Here is a 14,279-nt window from a genome sequence, read left to right on the forward strand (position 1 = left end):
TCTCGCAAATGGCGGCCTTTCGGGCCGCAAGGGCTTTCTCATGGTGCTGTCTCCTCACCGGATTCCTGCAGCAACTCCCGGACACGTCTGGTAACGGCTTCATTCACCCGGCCACTCAACTGAAGACTGGTCAGCAGCGCCGGAATGTCTTCCTCAAGATTGACATTGAGCACGACTGGCTGCCCGCCCCTGAGCTCCGGGTTTTTGCCTTCAAGTCGAAGGCCCAGCGTCAACTTACCCTGTTCATCGTAGTCTATCGTGCTGTTAAGCACTGAATAGTGAAAGTTTTGCAACGCCTGAACCACAACATCCATGGCCTGGTTGCCACCCAGCATTGCCTGGAGCTTGTCCGCCGGCAGCTGCAAACGGCCACCCGGGTCGATTGCTGACACGGTTCCTGCACTCACCTGCACCCCGTCGCCACTGATACCCAGCGGGATCCGCCCCCGAAGCCGCCCGCTTCCGGACAACCCCTCCGCTGGATACACCGCCATCAGACGGCTCAGGGAGATATCCTCAACCTCAACGGGGATACGGCCAGAGCCACCTGCCAACTCGTACACCGCAGGAGGAACTCTGAGCGTACCTTCAAGGAACCGGGCTCTGGCCTGCTGAACCTCCAGAGTTCCGGCCTGCAGTTCCGTCATCGGGGCGTTGTAGTCCGCCGAGAACCGAACCGAGCTGACGGGGATGCCGGCATTGATCTCACCAACGGCCAGGTCCCTGAAACTGGCCGCCACCTGCGAATTCTCCAGAGATACCCGCACCCGGCCGGAGAGACCGGTCACGGCCGTGCGGTTATACACACCCCCGACATCCTGCAAATCCGCGATCCCACTGGCTTCAAGCTCACCGCCCCTGCCGGTGGAAACTGCCATCGAAAGGCGGGCATTGCCGGAATCGACGGTCAGAAAATCTGGCCAGCCAGACAGAGTGTCTGCCACGGCCCGAACGCCCTGTTTACCGTCGATAACAGACTCGATGGCAACCGAAACGCCGCCATCGGGGTCAAGCTGAACGTCGAGATCGGCGGAGAAACCAGAGTCAGAAACCAAGGTTCCCTGGACGCGGAGTTCGGAAAGGCGACCTTCTGCCCTTCCCTCGAAGTTCCATGCCTGCGGCAACAGGATCGGATGCTCAACACGGGTGGCAGAAACGGCGATATCGCCGTCAATCGCAATGCGGTCTGCCCAGGAGCCTGACGCGCCATAGTCCAATGTAACGGTGGAATTGCTCAGGTCTGTGCGCAGGGTGTTGAACTTCAACGGCTGCTCCGCCCCGGTATAGGCGAGATATTCCGTGATAATCAGGGAGGAAGGAGCAAATTCGATAATCGCAGAATCACTATCGGCCGTTACAGAGGGTCTGATATCCGCCTGGCTTCCGTTGACTTCCCAACCAGCAGACCGGACATCCGGCAACGCCATGCCTATCGAGCCCTGATCAATGGCAAAAGACCAGCCTGCGACTGCCAGTGGCCAGGCGAGCAGTGCCGGGCCACCGATCCAGAAAAGCCGACGTACGATGCGTCTGGGCTGTACGGACCCTTTATCGGGCAAAACGACACTCCTGTCGATCCGGTTCACTCACCGCGCCAGGTCACGCTGTAAAGATCGTGCCGGCGGTCCTGAAGGTTTTTCACGGTACCACTGTTGCGGGCGGTGATCAGCACTTCCGGGCGCAGATCGGCAAAAGCGACGGTTTCCACGTTGGGTTCCGTGTCAGCAGCAATGCCATCCCGGGCAAACGGAAAGTCGCAGGGTGTCAGGATGCAACTCTGTCCGTACTGGATTTCCATGTTCGGAACGTTCGGCAGGTTGCCCACGTTGCCGGACAACACCAAGTAGACCTGGTTTTCAACGGCCCTGGCCTGGCAGCAGTAGCGCACCCGCAAATAGCTTTGCCGTTCGTCGGTACAGAAGGGCACAAAGATAATATGCACGCCCTGATCCACCAGATGCCGGGTCAACTCCGGAAACTCCGCGTCATAGCAAATCAGCACGCCAATGGTGCCACAGTCGGTCTCGATGGCGCTGACCCGGTTACCGCCCTGCACGTTCCACCAAAAGGCCTCGTTGGGCGTCGGATGGATCTTGGGCTGGCTGAACACCTGGCCATCCCTGAGAAACACGTACGCCATGTTCCGGATGGTGCCGTCTTCCTCACGGACCGGGGTGGAGCCGGCCACAATATTGATGTTGTAGCGCAACGCCAGATCGCGCATCAGTTCGCGGTAGCGCTCGGCGTAATGAGTAACGGCGGCAAAGGTCTCGGCGGGGCTGCCCTTGCGGGCCTCAATGGACAGAAGCTGCAGGGTGAACAGCTCCGGAAACACGACAAAGTCGCCTTTGTAGGTGGAAACAACGTCCACGAAATACCGGACAATCTCACTGAATTCATCGAACGACGCTACCGGGCGTTGCTGATACTGAACCGTGCCGATTCGCACGGTATCGCGCATGCGCTGACCGTACCGTTTCCTGCGCCCGTTTTTCTCGGATTGGGGTACTTTTGGATTGCGCCAGACCAGGTGAATGCCATAGCCCATGGAGTCGTGATCGGCGTCCAGGTAATGCGGAATGATGCCGTGCACCTCGAACCCCTGATGAAGCTGGAAGGACAGCACCGGATCCTTCTGTTCCTTGCTTCGGATCGCTTCGACGTACTCTTCGACACTGGTGAACTTCTTAAGGCGCTGGCGCAGACTCGGCAATCTCCCGGCGAAGACCACACCCTGCAACCCCAGCGTCTGGCATAACTGCTTGCGCTCGTTGTAAAGCCGCTCACCGATGCGGTAGCCACGGCATTCCGGATCAACACAGACTTCCATTCCGTAGAGCCAGTCGCCTTCCGGGTCATGCCTTGAGGCATAGCCATTGCCGGTTATGGAAGTCCAGTCGTGAGCGGCCAGGGCGATCTCTTCGGCGATCCGGAATGTGGCACAGTAGCCGACCACAGTATCCCCAAGCATGGCAACAAACTGTCCGTCAGGAAAGGTATTGATCTGACCGGTCAACGGCCCCTTGGTGTAGCCGTACATGCCGGTGCCTTCATAAACCCGACGGCTGAGCTGGATGATGCCGGGAATATCCGCCAGCGTGGCATTGCGGACATACAGGCGCTGATCAGGATCGGAAAACGGGGGACACATAGACACCTCAGCAAAGGCGTTGATTTGCCCTCATCTTTGGTGGAGCGACGGCTTTTCGTCAAGCTAAATCCGTTCCCCGGGCCCACTCAGCGGGAAGCGTTCGATGACACGATACTCAGACCCTGCCGGGCCCGGTTTGCTATCGAACAGGGCGAACTCGGTTACCGCAAATTGCCCGAACACAGATGCACCCTGTTCGGCCAGCAGGCGCTCAACAGAGCCCGGCTGTCGCTTGAATCGGGCCAGGGTAATATGCGGAAGAAAGGACCGGCGCTCCGCCTCAAACCCGAGCTTCTCCATTCGCTGCCCAAGCGCCTCGTGGATGTCGGCCACCGGCGCTTCCGGCTTCACGCCGGCCCACAGGTTCCGCGGCCTCCGCGACTGGCCGAAACAGCCCAGGCCTGAGACTTCCAGCTCGAAAGGGGTTGGTCGAATTGCACGGGCAGAATCAACCACGGCTTCCAGACGGCTCTCTTCCACCCCACCCAGGAACAGCAGTGTGATATGCAATTGTTCGGCACTCTGCCATTTGGCGCCCGGCACCGAGCCCCTGACGTTCAGCAACCGCTCCTTGATTTCGGAGGGGGGCTCCAGGCCGAAGAAGATCCGTGGCAATTCCTTATTCCTCGTAGATCATCTTGCGTACCATGCCGCCATCTGCCACGAAGTTCTGACCGGTGATAAACGAAGCTTCAGGCGATATCAGGTAAGCCGCCAATGAGGAGATATCACCGGGCTGCCCTACTCTGCCCGCCGGATGTTGCAAGTGATCGGTTTCGGAGAGCGGTTCAACCTCTTCTGAGTCCCCCTGCCAGGCCCGGGTATCGATCCAGCCGGGACTGATACAGTTAACCCGGACATCCGGACCAAGGCTCACGGCCAGGGCATGGGTCAGAGCCAAAATGCCTCCCTTGGTGGCGGCATACGCCTCCGTGTCTGGCTCGGATTGAAGCGCCCTTGTCGAGGCCATGTTTACGATAGCGCCTTTCGTTTTTCGAAGGTGCGGTACCGAGTGTTTGGTGACCAGGAACGGCCCGGTCAGGTTCACATCCAGCCGACGCTGCCACTGTTCAAGGCTCAGCTCCTCCACCGGTCCGGTCTCCGGATTGGCGATTCCGGCGTTGTTGATAACGGCGTCCAGGCGGCCGCCCCAGCGGAGAGTCTCGGCAACGATACGCTCCACATCGGTTTCCGAGGCCACATCGCCTGGCAGAAAGCGCAGTTGGTGCTCGGCACTGGCGGCCAATCGCTCACCCACGGCCTTGTCGGTATCACAGAACGCCACTTTCCAACCGGCATTGGCCAGGTGAAGTACAATGCCCCGGCCGATGCCCCGAGCGCCCCCGGTTACCAATGCGACGCGATCTGTTTGGCTCAAAACAACCTCCCTTGTGGCTGATCTGCTGATTTACTCAACCTTGGGCGTGGGCCGGACAAGAATCTCGTTGACATCCACATGTGCCGGTTGCGCCACGGCATACATGACCGCATTGGCAATGTCTTCCGGCTTCAGTGCGTGGCCAGGACGTTCATCGAAGAAAGGCGTGTCTACCATGCCTGGCTCAATCAGGGTAACGCGGATACCGGAGCCACGAAGCTCCTCACGAACACCATAGCCAATGGCGGAAACCGCCCACTTGGTCGCACTGTACATGGAACCGGGGATAGTGGCACGGCCTGCCGCAGAGCCGGTAAGCAGCAAGTGGCCCTTGCTCTCCCTGAGTGCTGGCATGCAGTGCTGAAGCGTGAGCCCGACACCGTAGATATTGGTGAGGATCATGTCCTTCCAGACCTCAGGATCAGCGCCACTGAATCCGCCCGGCTCACCGCCCCGGCCGGCATTGGCGAACACCGCATCAATACGGCCAAAGGCTTTCAGAGCCTGGTCGACCATGTTCTTCTGATCATCACCGCTCTGGACGTCACACTGCACCGTCAACACCGTGTCCTCGCCACCCAGTTCCTGTTGCAGGCCTTTGAGCTTGTCTTCGGTACGGGCCGCCAACACCAGACGATAACCTTCTTTCGCCGCTGCTCGCGCTGTCTCTGCACCAATACCCGACGACGCGCCGGTGATCAGCATTACAGGTTGGTCTGCCATAAGATTCGTCTCCTGTTGCTTGTAATAGGTGGTTAAGGCTACGCCCGCTGACACCAGATCGATCAGTCAGTAGATCTGCAGCAGGATCAGGGTGAGGATGGCGAGGGCGAACAGGAACCAGCGGGCGTAGTGGTCGGGGCGATCCTCATCGTCGCTGACCGCGCGGCTGACACTGCCACCGGAAGTCTGCTCATACTCTGACACCAGTTGTCTTGCCCGGTAGAGATCCTCGTCATCGACATGGACATTACTGAAACCTGCGGCACCGATCTCGCCCATTGCCCCCTGGAGATAGTGGCCGCCCACATAAGCCTCAATACCGTTGGCTTCCAACAGACCTGCCACGATGTGGGCTTCGGTTATGTCTTTGGCCCGATAGGCAATTTGCAACACGCGACTCCTTCTGTGACCGTTCCGGGCAGAACCGGGACAAATCTGCGAGTATTATCTAAAGGATAGTTCGCCCCGCAATGAGGGGCCAATAACGTACGGATCGACCATGCTCTGGATTATTCTTGCCGTCATCGTATTCATTGTTGCCGCAACGTTTCTGCTGTTCCGGCTTGAAGATCTGTCGCATCTGGACGGAGACAATCCTCCGGTTCGGGAGGGCAAACCAAGCCCGGCAAATCGCGAGATACTGGGGCGCATCCGGGAGATGGGCGAGTCCTCCCGGGGACTTCGGGGCAAGGCAAGACTGATGGCGCTCCGCAAGCACATGGATGGCCTGAGTGAAGGGCTGGAACTGGCTTCCGAGTTTCGTTTCAACGCATCGCCCAGGGGAGAGTGGGTCCTGGCCCCGGGTTGCGATACGCGGCGGCGAGTTCTGTACATCCACGGGGGTGCCTGGGCTGCCGGCAGCCCCAGAAGCCATCGGGCGATTACGGACAGGCTGTCGGCGATCACTGGTGCCGCTGTTTTTGCCGTGGATTATCGGCTGATGCCTGAGAACCGTTTCATGGACGGTGTCCGGGATTGCCGGGATGCCTACTCCTGGCTGCTGAAGCACGGGCCGGACGGTGACGAGCCTTCAGACTTTATGTTGATCGCCGGGGATTCGGCCGGCGGCAGTCATACCCTGGGGCTCATTGCGTGGATTCGTGACAATGGCCTGCGACAGGCCGACGCCGCAATCGCTTTTTCGCCTTCCACCGATCTGACCCTGACGGCGCCGAGCAACCGCAACAACATTGGTACCGATCCCCTGCTCGGGCCTGTGTTCGGCGGCTTGTCGAAAATCCCCCTGCCAGTGATCTGGTGGGCCACCTTGGCGGCATTCCGGGTCTCACCGACAAGCCCTGTTGCCTCGCCACTGCGCGGGGACCTGAGGGACCTGCCACCAACACTGATACAGGCCAGCGACACCGAGATGTTGCTGGACAATGCCCGTCGCTATGCCGCCAGGGCAAAGGCTGCCGGCTCTCCGGTCGCGCTCCACACCTGGCCGGGCATGGTGCATGTGTGGCAGATCTTCGTGCCACTGCTTCCGGAGGCCGAAGAGGCCTTCGAGGATATCCGGGCCTTTCTGGCAGAGGTTGAGTCTGGCGACCAGAGCCAGGCTTCGGCCTGACTTTGAACAGTCGGTCGGGAACTGGCTAGACCGACACCTTGCCCCGCAGGGCCTTGGTTTTGCCTCGCTGGGTTTTACGATCCACCCTCTTGCGCTGGGCAGCGCGGGTCGGTTTGGTGGGTCGGCGAGCCTTGCGGGGCTTTACCGCCTCAAGAATCAGCTCTTTGAGCCGCTCCAGTGCATCTTCCTTGTTCAGTTCCAGGGTCCGGAAGGATTGCGCCTTGATGATCAGCACACCCTCTTTGCTGATTCGCTGATCATTGAGCGACATCAGCCGCTCCTTATAGAAAGGCGGCAAGGAAGAGTGTGGGATATCAAAGCGCAAGTGCACGGCGGAGGCCACTTTGTTCACGTTCTGGCCACCGGCACCCTGGGCGCGGATCTGGGTGATTTCGATCTCCCAGTCGCCAATTTCAACAGCGTTGGATATTTTCAGCATCTGCTAAGGTTAACAAAATACGAACCAGCGGGCTCCCATGAGGACCGCTCCCCATTAAACCCGGGACAGGAAGCAGCCGACACCATGTGCGGACGATTCACGTTTTATACACCTCCGGATACGCTGATCCTCGAGTTTTTTCCCGAAGGTATGGAAGTGGACGGGCGCTTTAATCCCAGCTACAACATTCCGCCCGGTACTGGCATTCCCATGATCCGCATGAGCATGAACGGTAGCCTGATCATGGCGCACTCCCATTGGGGCTTTCGCCCGTCCTGGGCAGATGAAAAGGCCCCCGCCCCGATCAATGCCCGGGCAGAAACAGCGGCTACCTCGAAGTACTTCCGGGACGCCTTTGCCCACCACCGCTGCCTGATCCCTGCCAATGGCTGGTACGAATGGCAGCAGAGTGAACAGGGCAAGACGCCTTACTACATCACGCCATCGGACACCGGGGAGAATCCGGCCATTTTCTTTGCCGGTCTCTGGACACCGAGGGAGGGCGACGAAACCACCGCCTGCGCCATTATTACCGAGCCCGCCAGCGAGAGCCTGAAACACATTCATGATCGCCAACCAGTGGTACTCCACCCCGGCTGTCTGAGGGACTGGCTGAACCCGGAAATCAGTGATCGCACCCGGATACGGGCAGTAACCCACCGCCTGGACCCGGAACATCTGAAAGCCGTTCCCGTGTCCCAGGAGGTCAATAACCCGAGACATGACAGGCCGGACCTGATCCGGGAAACCTGATTGTCCGGAGGTTCGTGATCCCGGTTCGAGGCCTCCGGAATCAGCCGGTAAACCAATAACGAGATCAACAAAATCTCACGAATCGTAACCTGACATCAGGCGGCCCGGGGCTTAGAGTGTAGGCTGAGGACACCGATACAGGATTGAGCATGCGCAATTCCCTGCAAAATCTTCTCGCTCTGGCAGTCATGGCGCTCTTACTTGGCGGCTGCGCCAGCAGCGGAAATATCAAGCCGTCCTCATCCGCGCCGGTGCAGCCGTTGCCTGTTGAGGCATCCGGTTCCGACAAGGCACAAAAGCTCTGGCAGGTGTTCGAGCGCTACCGGGGAACCCCCTACGAATACGGCGGCACCTCTTCTGACGGCTTCGATTGCTCCGGATTTATTCTTACCGCCTATCAGGAAGGCCTCGGCAAACAGTTGCCCAGGACAACCGGCCAAATGCTGGCCAGTGGTGATGTAGTACATCCTGGCGAGATTCAGCCGGGCGACGTGGTGTTCTTCCAAATTGGCGGCAAGGAGCAGCACGCGGGCATCTACATGGGCGGAGACCGGTTTATCCACGCCTCCACGTCTGCCGGCGTTATCCAGTCTTCAATCAGCGGTTATTACTGGAAAGGGCGCCTGACCGAAGCGCGGCGCTTCGACTGAGCCGGGCTGACCAGCCCGCTTCAACGATTTTTGCGACGCACGTAGAGTACTTTGTGCACGCGCGCGACCAGATCACCGGATTCATCAACAATATCCACGTCCCACTCTGGCAGCATTTTGTCTCCGTTTGCCGTTGCGGCGCGGATCTCGTCAACACGCTCATCGGTCAGCTCAAACCGGGCCATCACCTTGCCTTTGCCGGGGCGAATAAAATCGATGCTCGCGGATTTGTCCCACACGATGTAGTCGTTCCCCAGCCTACGCATCAGTAGCAGCATGTACATGGGATCAACCATGCTGTAGAGAGAGCCGCCGAAGTGGGTGCCGACGTAGTTGGTGTTGTACCAGTGCTGGCCCATCTCCACCGTTGCCGAGCTGAAGTTATCGGCAATATCGGTAACGCGAATGCCTGCTCCGAGATAGGGAGCAAACGTGGACAGCATGCGGCGCATGGCCCCTGCGCTGGCAAGCCAGCGACGTACGGTGGAGTTCATCACATATCCTCGGTGGTAAAAATGACTGCAAATTCAGTAGCACGCTATCTTCCTCTGTGTCGTGCGCTGATGCAAGAAATTCATACGACCGTTTGAATATTAAAGACCACCGATATTAAAGACCACTGAACGTGAGGTGCAGGGCGATAGCAGCCATCATAACGCCGATGACGCCATCAATAATGCGCCAGGCCAGCGGCCGCGCGAGAATCGGGGCCAGCGCCGAGCCACCCCAGGCCAGCAGGCCGAACCAGAGAATCGAGGCGCTACTCGCACCAGCCACGAAGGTAGTCGCGTCTTCCTGCTGGGCGCCGACAGCCGGAATCAGAAGCAGCGTATCCAGGTAAACCTGAGGGTTGAGCAGTGTGACCGCCAGGGTCGTGAACACGACGGCCTTCAGGCTTCGCTTGGTCACCTCACCCGCTTCCAGGGCTGCCCTGCCGCGGCTGGCGCGAACAAATGACTGGATTGCAAGCCAGCCAAGGAACGCCACCCCCAGCCAGCGGAGAATCTCAAGGGCCTCCGGCATGGCCATCAGGGCAGCACTGATGCCGAACATACCCAGCGTGAAAAGCGTGACATCCGCCACCATGCACAAGCCGGCTGACCACCAGTGGTGTTCCCGGCGAATTGCCTGGCTCAGCAAATAGGCGTTCTGCGCGCCAATCGCCACGATAATACCGCCACACACGATCAATCCGGTCAGGTAACTCTCAAGCACGTTGGTTTCTCCTCACTCAATGGCGCAAGGTTACCGGTTTACATCTATACTGGAAATTCATACTCATTATGCTGCATCAGTTTTCCTTATGATTGACTACAAACTGCTGGAAGCGCTGGCGACGGTCGTTGAGTGCGGGGGGTTCGAGCGCGCCGGTCTGGCGCTTGGGCTGAGCCAGTCGGCCGTTTCCCAACGCATTCGGACACTTGAAATCCGGCTGGGGCAACCGGTTCTGGTCCGTAGTCCGGTACTCAAAGCGACACCGGCCGGGCAGCGCCTGCTCAATCACGTTCAGCAGGTGCAACTGCTGGAAAGAGACCTGACCAAATCCATTCCGGCGCTCTCGGAACCCACCGCCAGACTCCGCATTGCACTGAATGCCGACAGCCTGGCCACCTGGTGGGCGGCCGCCGTAGGCAGTTTCTGCGCGGACGAAACCCTGCTACTGGATCTCGTGGTAGAGGACCAGGACATCGGCCTTCGCCGAATGCGCGAGGGGGATGTGGCGGCCTGCCTGTGCAGCAGCCCCCAGCCAGTTGCCGGTGCGCGATGCGTGCCAATTGGCACCATGATCTACATGCCCCTGGCAACGCCGGAGTATGTTGACCGATATTTCGGGAACGGACTCAGTGAGGCCAGCCTGCAGAATGCCCCGGCCATCGTTTTTGGGCCAAATGACCAGCTGCAACACAGGTTTCTGGCCCAGTGCGGCTATCACGGCACCTTCCCCCACCACCTCTGTCCTTCCTCGGAAGGTTTTGTGAACCTTGCGCTGGCCGGCATGGGCTACGGCATGATTCCGGAAATGCAGGCACGCCCGGAAATTGCTGCGGGACGGCTGGTAAGCATTGCGCCTGAACAAACCCTGGAAGTACAGCTATACTGGCACTTCTGGCGCCACGGTGGCGGCGTGATGGACCGACTGACTTCTGCTCTGCGCTCTGCTGCCATGCTCAATTCAAGCGCATGAACAAAGGAGGAGCACCAATCAGATTCAAGCACCGTGTAGCGGTTTACGGCACATTGAAGCGAGGCCGAAACAACAGCCATATTCTGCGAGGCGAGCGGTTTGTTGGAACCGACTGGATGCCGAAGCTGAGCCTGTATCATCTGGGCCCCTACCCAGGCGCTGTAGAGGAACCTTCCACGGGCGTTCGCGTGGAAATCTATGAAGTGAACGATTCCACGCTGAAGATTTTGGACGAGTTGGAAGACTTCTTTCCTGAACGCCCGCAGAGCAGTCTGTATATCCGTCGGACCATGGACACCCGCCACGGGCCGGCCTGGGTGTATCTTTACAACCGGCCGGTCAAAACAATCCAACGGCTGAACTCCGGAAGCTGGTAGGCCAGCTCACACCCCGCCACAGAAAAGGACACGAGATTGGATCTGACAACACCTGCCCTGCTCTTCCCCGCCATTTCGTTGCTTTTGCTCGCTTACACCAACCGTTTTCTGGTGCTCGCGCAGCTCATACGCCAGCTCAAGCAGATGGACACCGAGGAAGACCACGCGCTCATCGCCCGGCAGATCAGCATGCTGCGCAAACGGATTGTGCTGACCAAACGCATGCAGGCATTCGGGGTCCTCAGTTTCTTCCTGTGTACCGTCTCCATGTTCCTGCTGTTCCTGGGCGCGGAACTGCCGGGCGTAGTGGCGTTTGGCGCCAGCCTCGTACTGCTGTCTCTCTCGCTGTTGTACTCACTGTATGAAATCCAGATCTCAACCAATGCGATCAACGTTGAGCTGTCCAACTTTGAGGCGCGCAAGAGTGCCGGTCGGGAAGATGTCGACTATTCATGAGGCCGGTTTGCGATGGGCTCGACAATCTTTACACCAAACCAGCGCGGAAACCGAAGCAGACAATAGAGCGCGATCATGTCGTAAACGGCATGCCAGTTCATGACCAGCGCCAGGCTCTCCGATAGCGCATAGGCCGCACCCAGTATCAAACCGAGCCCGGTTGCTACCAGAAAGTAGGTGAACGATACGTAGTGCACCAGCCCGAACAGCACGGATGCCGCCAACACGGCGGTCACCGGATCCGTATGCGCCATCAGCCAGCCCTGGATTGCGCCGCGAAACAACAGCTCTTCACCTACGCCGGCCAACAGGGACAGCAGGACCAACACCAACGGAGAATAACTGGAGGCAAAGTCATACAGCCCCTGCATCTGGCGTTCAAGATTCTCCGGAAACAGGCGTGGCACGCGCGTCAGCAGAAGCAGCAGGCCGTAAGTCGCAATGGCACCCAATGTGCCGTAAATCAGGCTTGGCCAGAGCCCCGGGCCGATAAGCAGTACCGGAATCCCGAATACCAGAATGGCCACCAACCCTACGACCCCAATGCCGCCCTGGAACAGCAGCGCAGCATTGGGGGAAATACCGGATTTTCGCCCTTTACCAAGCGCCATTTACTGATCGAACAGCGGTTTCACCGGAAACAGCGCATCGTACTGGGGCGCCTGCTTCTGGGCTTTCGCCTGGAAGGATTTCATCATGTCCGTCGGACGGAACATGCCCGCCTGCCAGGTGGCCATGTACTTCAGGCTGTCTTCCACGCTGTGATCGCGGCTGTAATTGAGCATTTCCTTGCAACCAGTCACCGCCAGTGGTGAGTTCGCGGCAATCTGACCGGCAATGCCCATGACCGCTTCCAGCATGGTTTCCTGATCAGGGTATACAGCGTTTACAAAGCCGAGATTCCGGGCTTCAGCAGCGGAGAATTTGCGCCCAGTGTACGCCAGTTCCCGGACTACACCCTCGGGCATCAGTTTGGGCAGGCGCTGAAGCGTGCCAACGTCGGCGGTCATGCCCAGCTCGGTTTCCTTGATGGTGAAGTAGGCATCTTCCGTGCAATAACGGCTGTCCGCCGCACACACCAGATCAAGAGCTCCGCCAATGCAACCACCATGGATGGCCGCAAGTACCGGCAGGCGGATTTTTTCCAGGGAGGTCAGCGTATCCTGCAACTGCAGTACGACCCTGCGCAGGTTTTCCGCCATACGGCCAGGGTCCCCATTCATGGGCACCGCCTTGGGATCGCTGAACACACCCAGGTCCATGCCGGCCGAAAAGTGTTTGCCGGTGGAAGAGATGACAATCACGCGAGCGTCGGTGTTGGCTTCAATATCCTGCATGCAACGGGGCAACTCAAGCCAGAACGCCTTGTTCATGGTGTTCAGCGCCTCAGGGCGATTGAACTGGACATGGGCGATATGGTCTTTGACCTGGATCGAAAAACTCTCGTAACTGGACAACTCAGACAAGACAGCACTCCTTATTATGTATTCCGAAAACCGGCTCTTAAGCGATCACCGCGAATAATGGTTTCTCTATTCTGCTACCTTCGTATTATGGCGGACAGAGAGACGACACGTTAACCCGAAAAGGCCTGGTATGGAATTCACCTTCCTCGGCACGTCAGCCGGAACACCCACGAAAGCTCGCAACGTAACCGGCCTGGCATTGAGTCATGGAGGCCCCAAACACTGGTACCTGATTGACTGCGGGGAAGGCACCCAGCACCAGTTGTTGCGAACGCATCATTCGGTGATGCAACTCCAGGCCATATTTATCACCCACATTCACGGCGACCACACATTCGGGCTGCCGGGGCTGCTCACAAGCGCCTCCATGCTGGGCCGAACCGCCCCGCTCTACCTGATCGCGCCCCGTCCGGTAAAAACCTTCGTTGAGGCAGCGCTGGGCAACAGTGACTCCAGCCTCAGTTTTGAAATACGATTTGTTGATTCCGAGGCAGAAAGCTTTCACTGGGAGGACGAAGCGCTGTCGGTTACGGCAGTTCCCCTCTCCCATCGCGTATCCTGCCGGGCGTTTGTGTTCACTGAAAAGAACCTCGAACGCCAGCTGCTGCGTGACAAGCTTGAAGCTGACGGTATTGAGGCCGGCCCGGCCTGGGGCCGACTGCAACAGGGCCACGATGTGGTTCTGGAAGATGGCCACCTGGCTCGTTGCGATGACTACACCCAAATTGCCAGAAAACCACGCAAAGTGATTGTTGCCGGTGACAATGACCAACCTGACTTGCTTCTCGAAGCAAGCACGAATGTCCAGGTTGTGATTCACGAGGCAACTTACACGCAGGAGGTCTCGGACCGGGTCGGCCCCTGGCCACAACACAGCTCCGCGGCCCAGGTAGCCCGTTTCGCTGAGGCCGCCGGTGTTCCGCATCTTGTGTTGACCCATTTCAGCTCCCGCTACCAGCTCAACCCGAACGCCTATCCACACATTGGTGAGATCGAATCCGAAGCCAGGGGCATCTATAGAGGGAACCTGTATCTGGCAAACGACTTTGCCTGCTATGAGCTTGGCAGGGATCTGATACTGAGACCTTCCGAGCGTCTATAATGAGGGCGTGGCTCCTGGGCCGTCAGCAA

Annotated in this window: 18 protein-coding genes; 7 read left to right on the plus strand and 11 right to left on the minus strand. The window is 58.7% G+C overall.

Annotated features, from left to right (window positions below):
- Window positions 1–38 precede the first annotated feature (38 nt).
- The 6 genes from WA411_RS13955 to WA411_RS13980 all read right to left on the minus strand — a co-directional run bounded on the left by WA411_RS13955 (window position 39) and on the right by WA411_RS13980 (window position 5,645).
- Window positions 39–1,559 carry a YdbH domain-containing protein gene (locus WA411_RS13955; RefSeq protein ID WP_291909646.1) on the minus strand — a complete coding sequence of 507 codons (1,521 nt, stop codon included), beginning with the start codon at window positions 1,557–1,559 and terminating at the stop codon, window positions 39–41.
- 23 nt (window positions 1,560–1,582) lie between these two features.
- Window positions 1,583–3,151 carry a bifunctional GNAT family N-acetyltransferase/carbon-nitrogen hydrolase family protein gene (locus WA411_RS13960; RefSeq protein WP_153634496.1) on the minus strand — a complete coding sequence of 523 codons (1,569 nt, stop codon included), beginning with the start codon at window positions 3,149–3,151 and terminating at the stop codon, window positions 1,583–1,585.
- 63 nt (window positions 3,152–3,214) lie between these two features.
- Window positions 3,215–3,766 carry an RNA 2',3'-cyclic phosphodiesterase gene (gene thpR, locus WA411_RS13965; protein ID WP_291909649.1) on the minus strand — a complete coding sequence of 184 codons (552 nt, stop codon included), beginning with the start codon at window positions 3,764–3,766 and terminating at the stop codon, window positions 3,215–3,217.
- A gap of 4 nt (window positions 3,767–3,770) precedes the next feature.
- Window positions 3,771–4,529 carry an SDR family oxidoreductase gene (locus tag WA411_RS13970; RefSeq protein WP_291909652.1) on the minus strand — a complete coding sequence of 253 codons (759 nt, stop codon included), beginning with the start codon at window positions 4,527–4,529 and terminating at the stop codon, window positions 3,771–3,773.
- A gap of 30 nt (window positions 4,530–4,559) precedes the next feature.
- Window positions 4,560–5,252, minus strand: a complete 693-nt coding sequence (locus tag WA411_RS13975) for an SDR family oxidoreductase (protein WP_291909655.1) — start codon at window positions 5,250–5,252, stop codon at window positions 4,560–4,562.
- Between the two features lie 66 nt (window positions 5,253–5,318).
- Window positions 5,319–5,645, minus strand: a complete 327-nt coding sequence (locus WA411_RS13980; protein WP_228289982.1) for a putative signal transducing protein — start codon at window positions 5,643–5,645, stop codon at window positions 5,319–5,321.
- 106 nt (window positions 5,646–5,751) lie between these two features.
- Here WA411_RS13980 and WA411_RS13985 point away from each other — a divergent pair, with 106 nt between their 5' ends.
- Window positions 5,752–6,822, plus strand: coding sequence for an alpha/beta hydrolase (locus WA411_RS13985; RefSeq protein ID WP_291909660.1), 1,071 nt, complete (start codon window positions 5,752–5,754; stop codon window positions 6,820–6,822).
- Window positions 6,823–6,847: 25 nt separating this feature from the next.
- Here the strand turns inward: WA411_RS13985 and arfB are convergent, their stop codons facing one another.
- The gene (gene arfB, locus WA411_RS13990; protein WP_153634501.1) at window positions 6,848–7,261 is read right to left on the minus strand and encodes an alternative ribosome rescue aminoacyl-tRNA hydrolase ArfB; all 414 of its coding nucleotides are present in this window, start codon (window positions 7,259–7,261) and stop codon (window positions 6,848–6,850) included.
- Window positions 7,262–7,345: 84 nt separating this feature from the next.
- On the opposite strand from arfB, the gene WA411_RS13995 reads away from it, so the two are divergent.
- Both WA411_RS13995 and WA411_RS14000 read left to right on the plus strand, forming a co-directional pair.
- On the plus strand, window positions 7,346–8,014 hold the full coding sequence (locus WA411_RS13995) for an SOS response-associated peptidase (protein WP_153634502.1): 669 nt from the start codon (window positions 7,346–7,348) through the stop codon (window positions 8,012–8,014).
- Window positions 8,015–8,163: 149 nt separating this feature from the next.
- Complete coding sequence (locus tag WA411_RS14000; protein WP_153634503.1) at window positions 8,164–8,664, plus strand: C40 family peptidase; 501 nt, start codon at window positions 8,164–8,166, stop codon at window positions 8,662–8,664.
- 20 nt (window positions 8,665–8,684) lie between these two features.
- Here the strand turns inward: WA411_RS14000 and WA411_RS14005 are convergent, their stop codons facing one another.
- The gene (locus WA411_RS14005) at window positions 8,685–9,158 is read right to left on the minus strand and encodes a DUF4442 domain-containing protein (RefSeq protein WP_222466314.1); all 474 of its coding nucleotides are present in this window, start codon (window positions 9,156–9,158) and stop codon (window positions 8,685–8,687) included.
- A gap of 115 nt (window positions 9,159–9,273) precedes the next feature.
- A complete protein-coding gene (locus WA411_RS14010) occupies window positions 9,274–9,879 on the minus strand; it encodes a LysE/ArgO family amino acid transporter (RefSeq protein ID WP_069184198.1) in 606 nt (201 codons plus the stop codon).
- Between the two features lie 88 nt (window positions 9,880–9,967).
- Between WA411_RS14010 and WA411_RS14015 the strand changes: the two genes are divergently transcribed.
- Genes WA411_RS14015 through WA411_RS14025 form a run of 3 tightly spaced genes read left to right on the plus strand, consistent with a single transcriptional unit; the run spans window position 9,968 to window position 11,682 of the window.
- A complete protein-coding gene (locus WA411_RS14015; RefSeq protein ID WP_291909671.1) occupies window positions 9,968–10,849 on the plus strand; it encodes a LysR family transcriptional regulator ArgP in 882 nt (293 codons plus the stop codon).
- The gene (locus WA411_RS14020) at window positions 10,846–11,226 is read left to right on the plus strand and encodes a gamma-glutamylcyclotransferase family protein (protein ID WP_153634506.1); all 381 of its coding nucleotides are present in this window, start codon (window positions 10,846–10,848) and stop codon (window positions 11,224–11,226) included. The genes WA411_RS14015 and WA411_RS14020 overlap by 4 nt, the downstream gene beginning before the upstream one ends.
- Before the next feature lie 36 nt (window positions 11,227–11,262).
- Window positions 11,263–11,682 (plus strand): DUF2721 domain-containing protein, encoded by a 420-nt coding sequence (locus tag WA411_RS14025; RefSeq protein WP_069184196.1) that lies wholly within the window; start codon window positions 11,263–11,265, stop codon window positions 11,680–11,682.
- Here the strand turns inward: WA411_RS14025 and WA411_RS14030 are convergent.
- Together WA411_RS14030 and WA411_RS14035 are read right to left on the minus strand one after the other, a co-directional pair.
- Complete coding sequence (locus WA411_RS14030; RefSeq protein ID WP_291909678.1) at window positions 11,673–12,293, minus strand: CPBP family intramembrane glutamic endopeptidase; 621 nt, start codon at window positions 12,291–12,293, stop codon at window positions 11,673–11,675. The two genes, WA411_RS14025 and WA411_RS14030, sit on opposite strands and share 10 nt — an antisense overlap.
- Entirely contained in the window at window positions 12,294–13,139 is an 846-nt protein-coding gene (locus WA411_RS14035) for a crotonase/enoyl-CoA hydratase family protein (protein WP_291909796.1), read from the minus strand.
- 139 nt (window positions 13,140–13,278) lie between these two features.
- Here WA411_RS14035 and WA411_RS14040 point away from each other — a divergent pair, with 139 nt between their 5' ends.
- Window positions 13,279–14,250 (plus strand): ribonuclease Z, encoded by a 972-nt coding sequence (locus WA411_RS14040; RefSeq protein ID WP_291909681.1) that lies wholly within the window; start codon window positions 13,279–13,281, stop codon window positions 14,248–14,250.
- Window positions 14,251–14,279: the final 29 nt, after the last annotated feature.

It is taken from the genome of Marinobacter sp. CH_CUG1437-1 (assembly GCF_037029655.1).
Lineage (GTDB): Bacteria > Pseudomonadota > Gammaproteobacteria > Pseudomonadales > Oleiphilaceae > Marinobacter > Marinobacter salsuginis.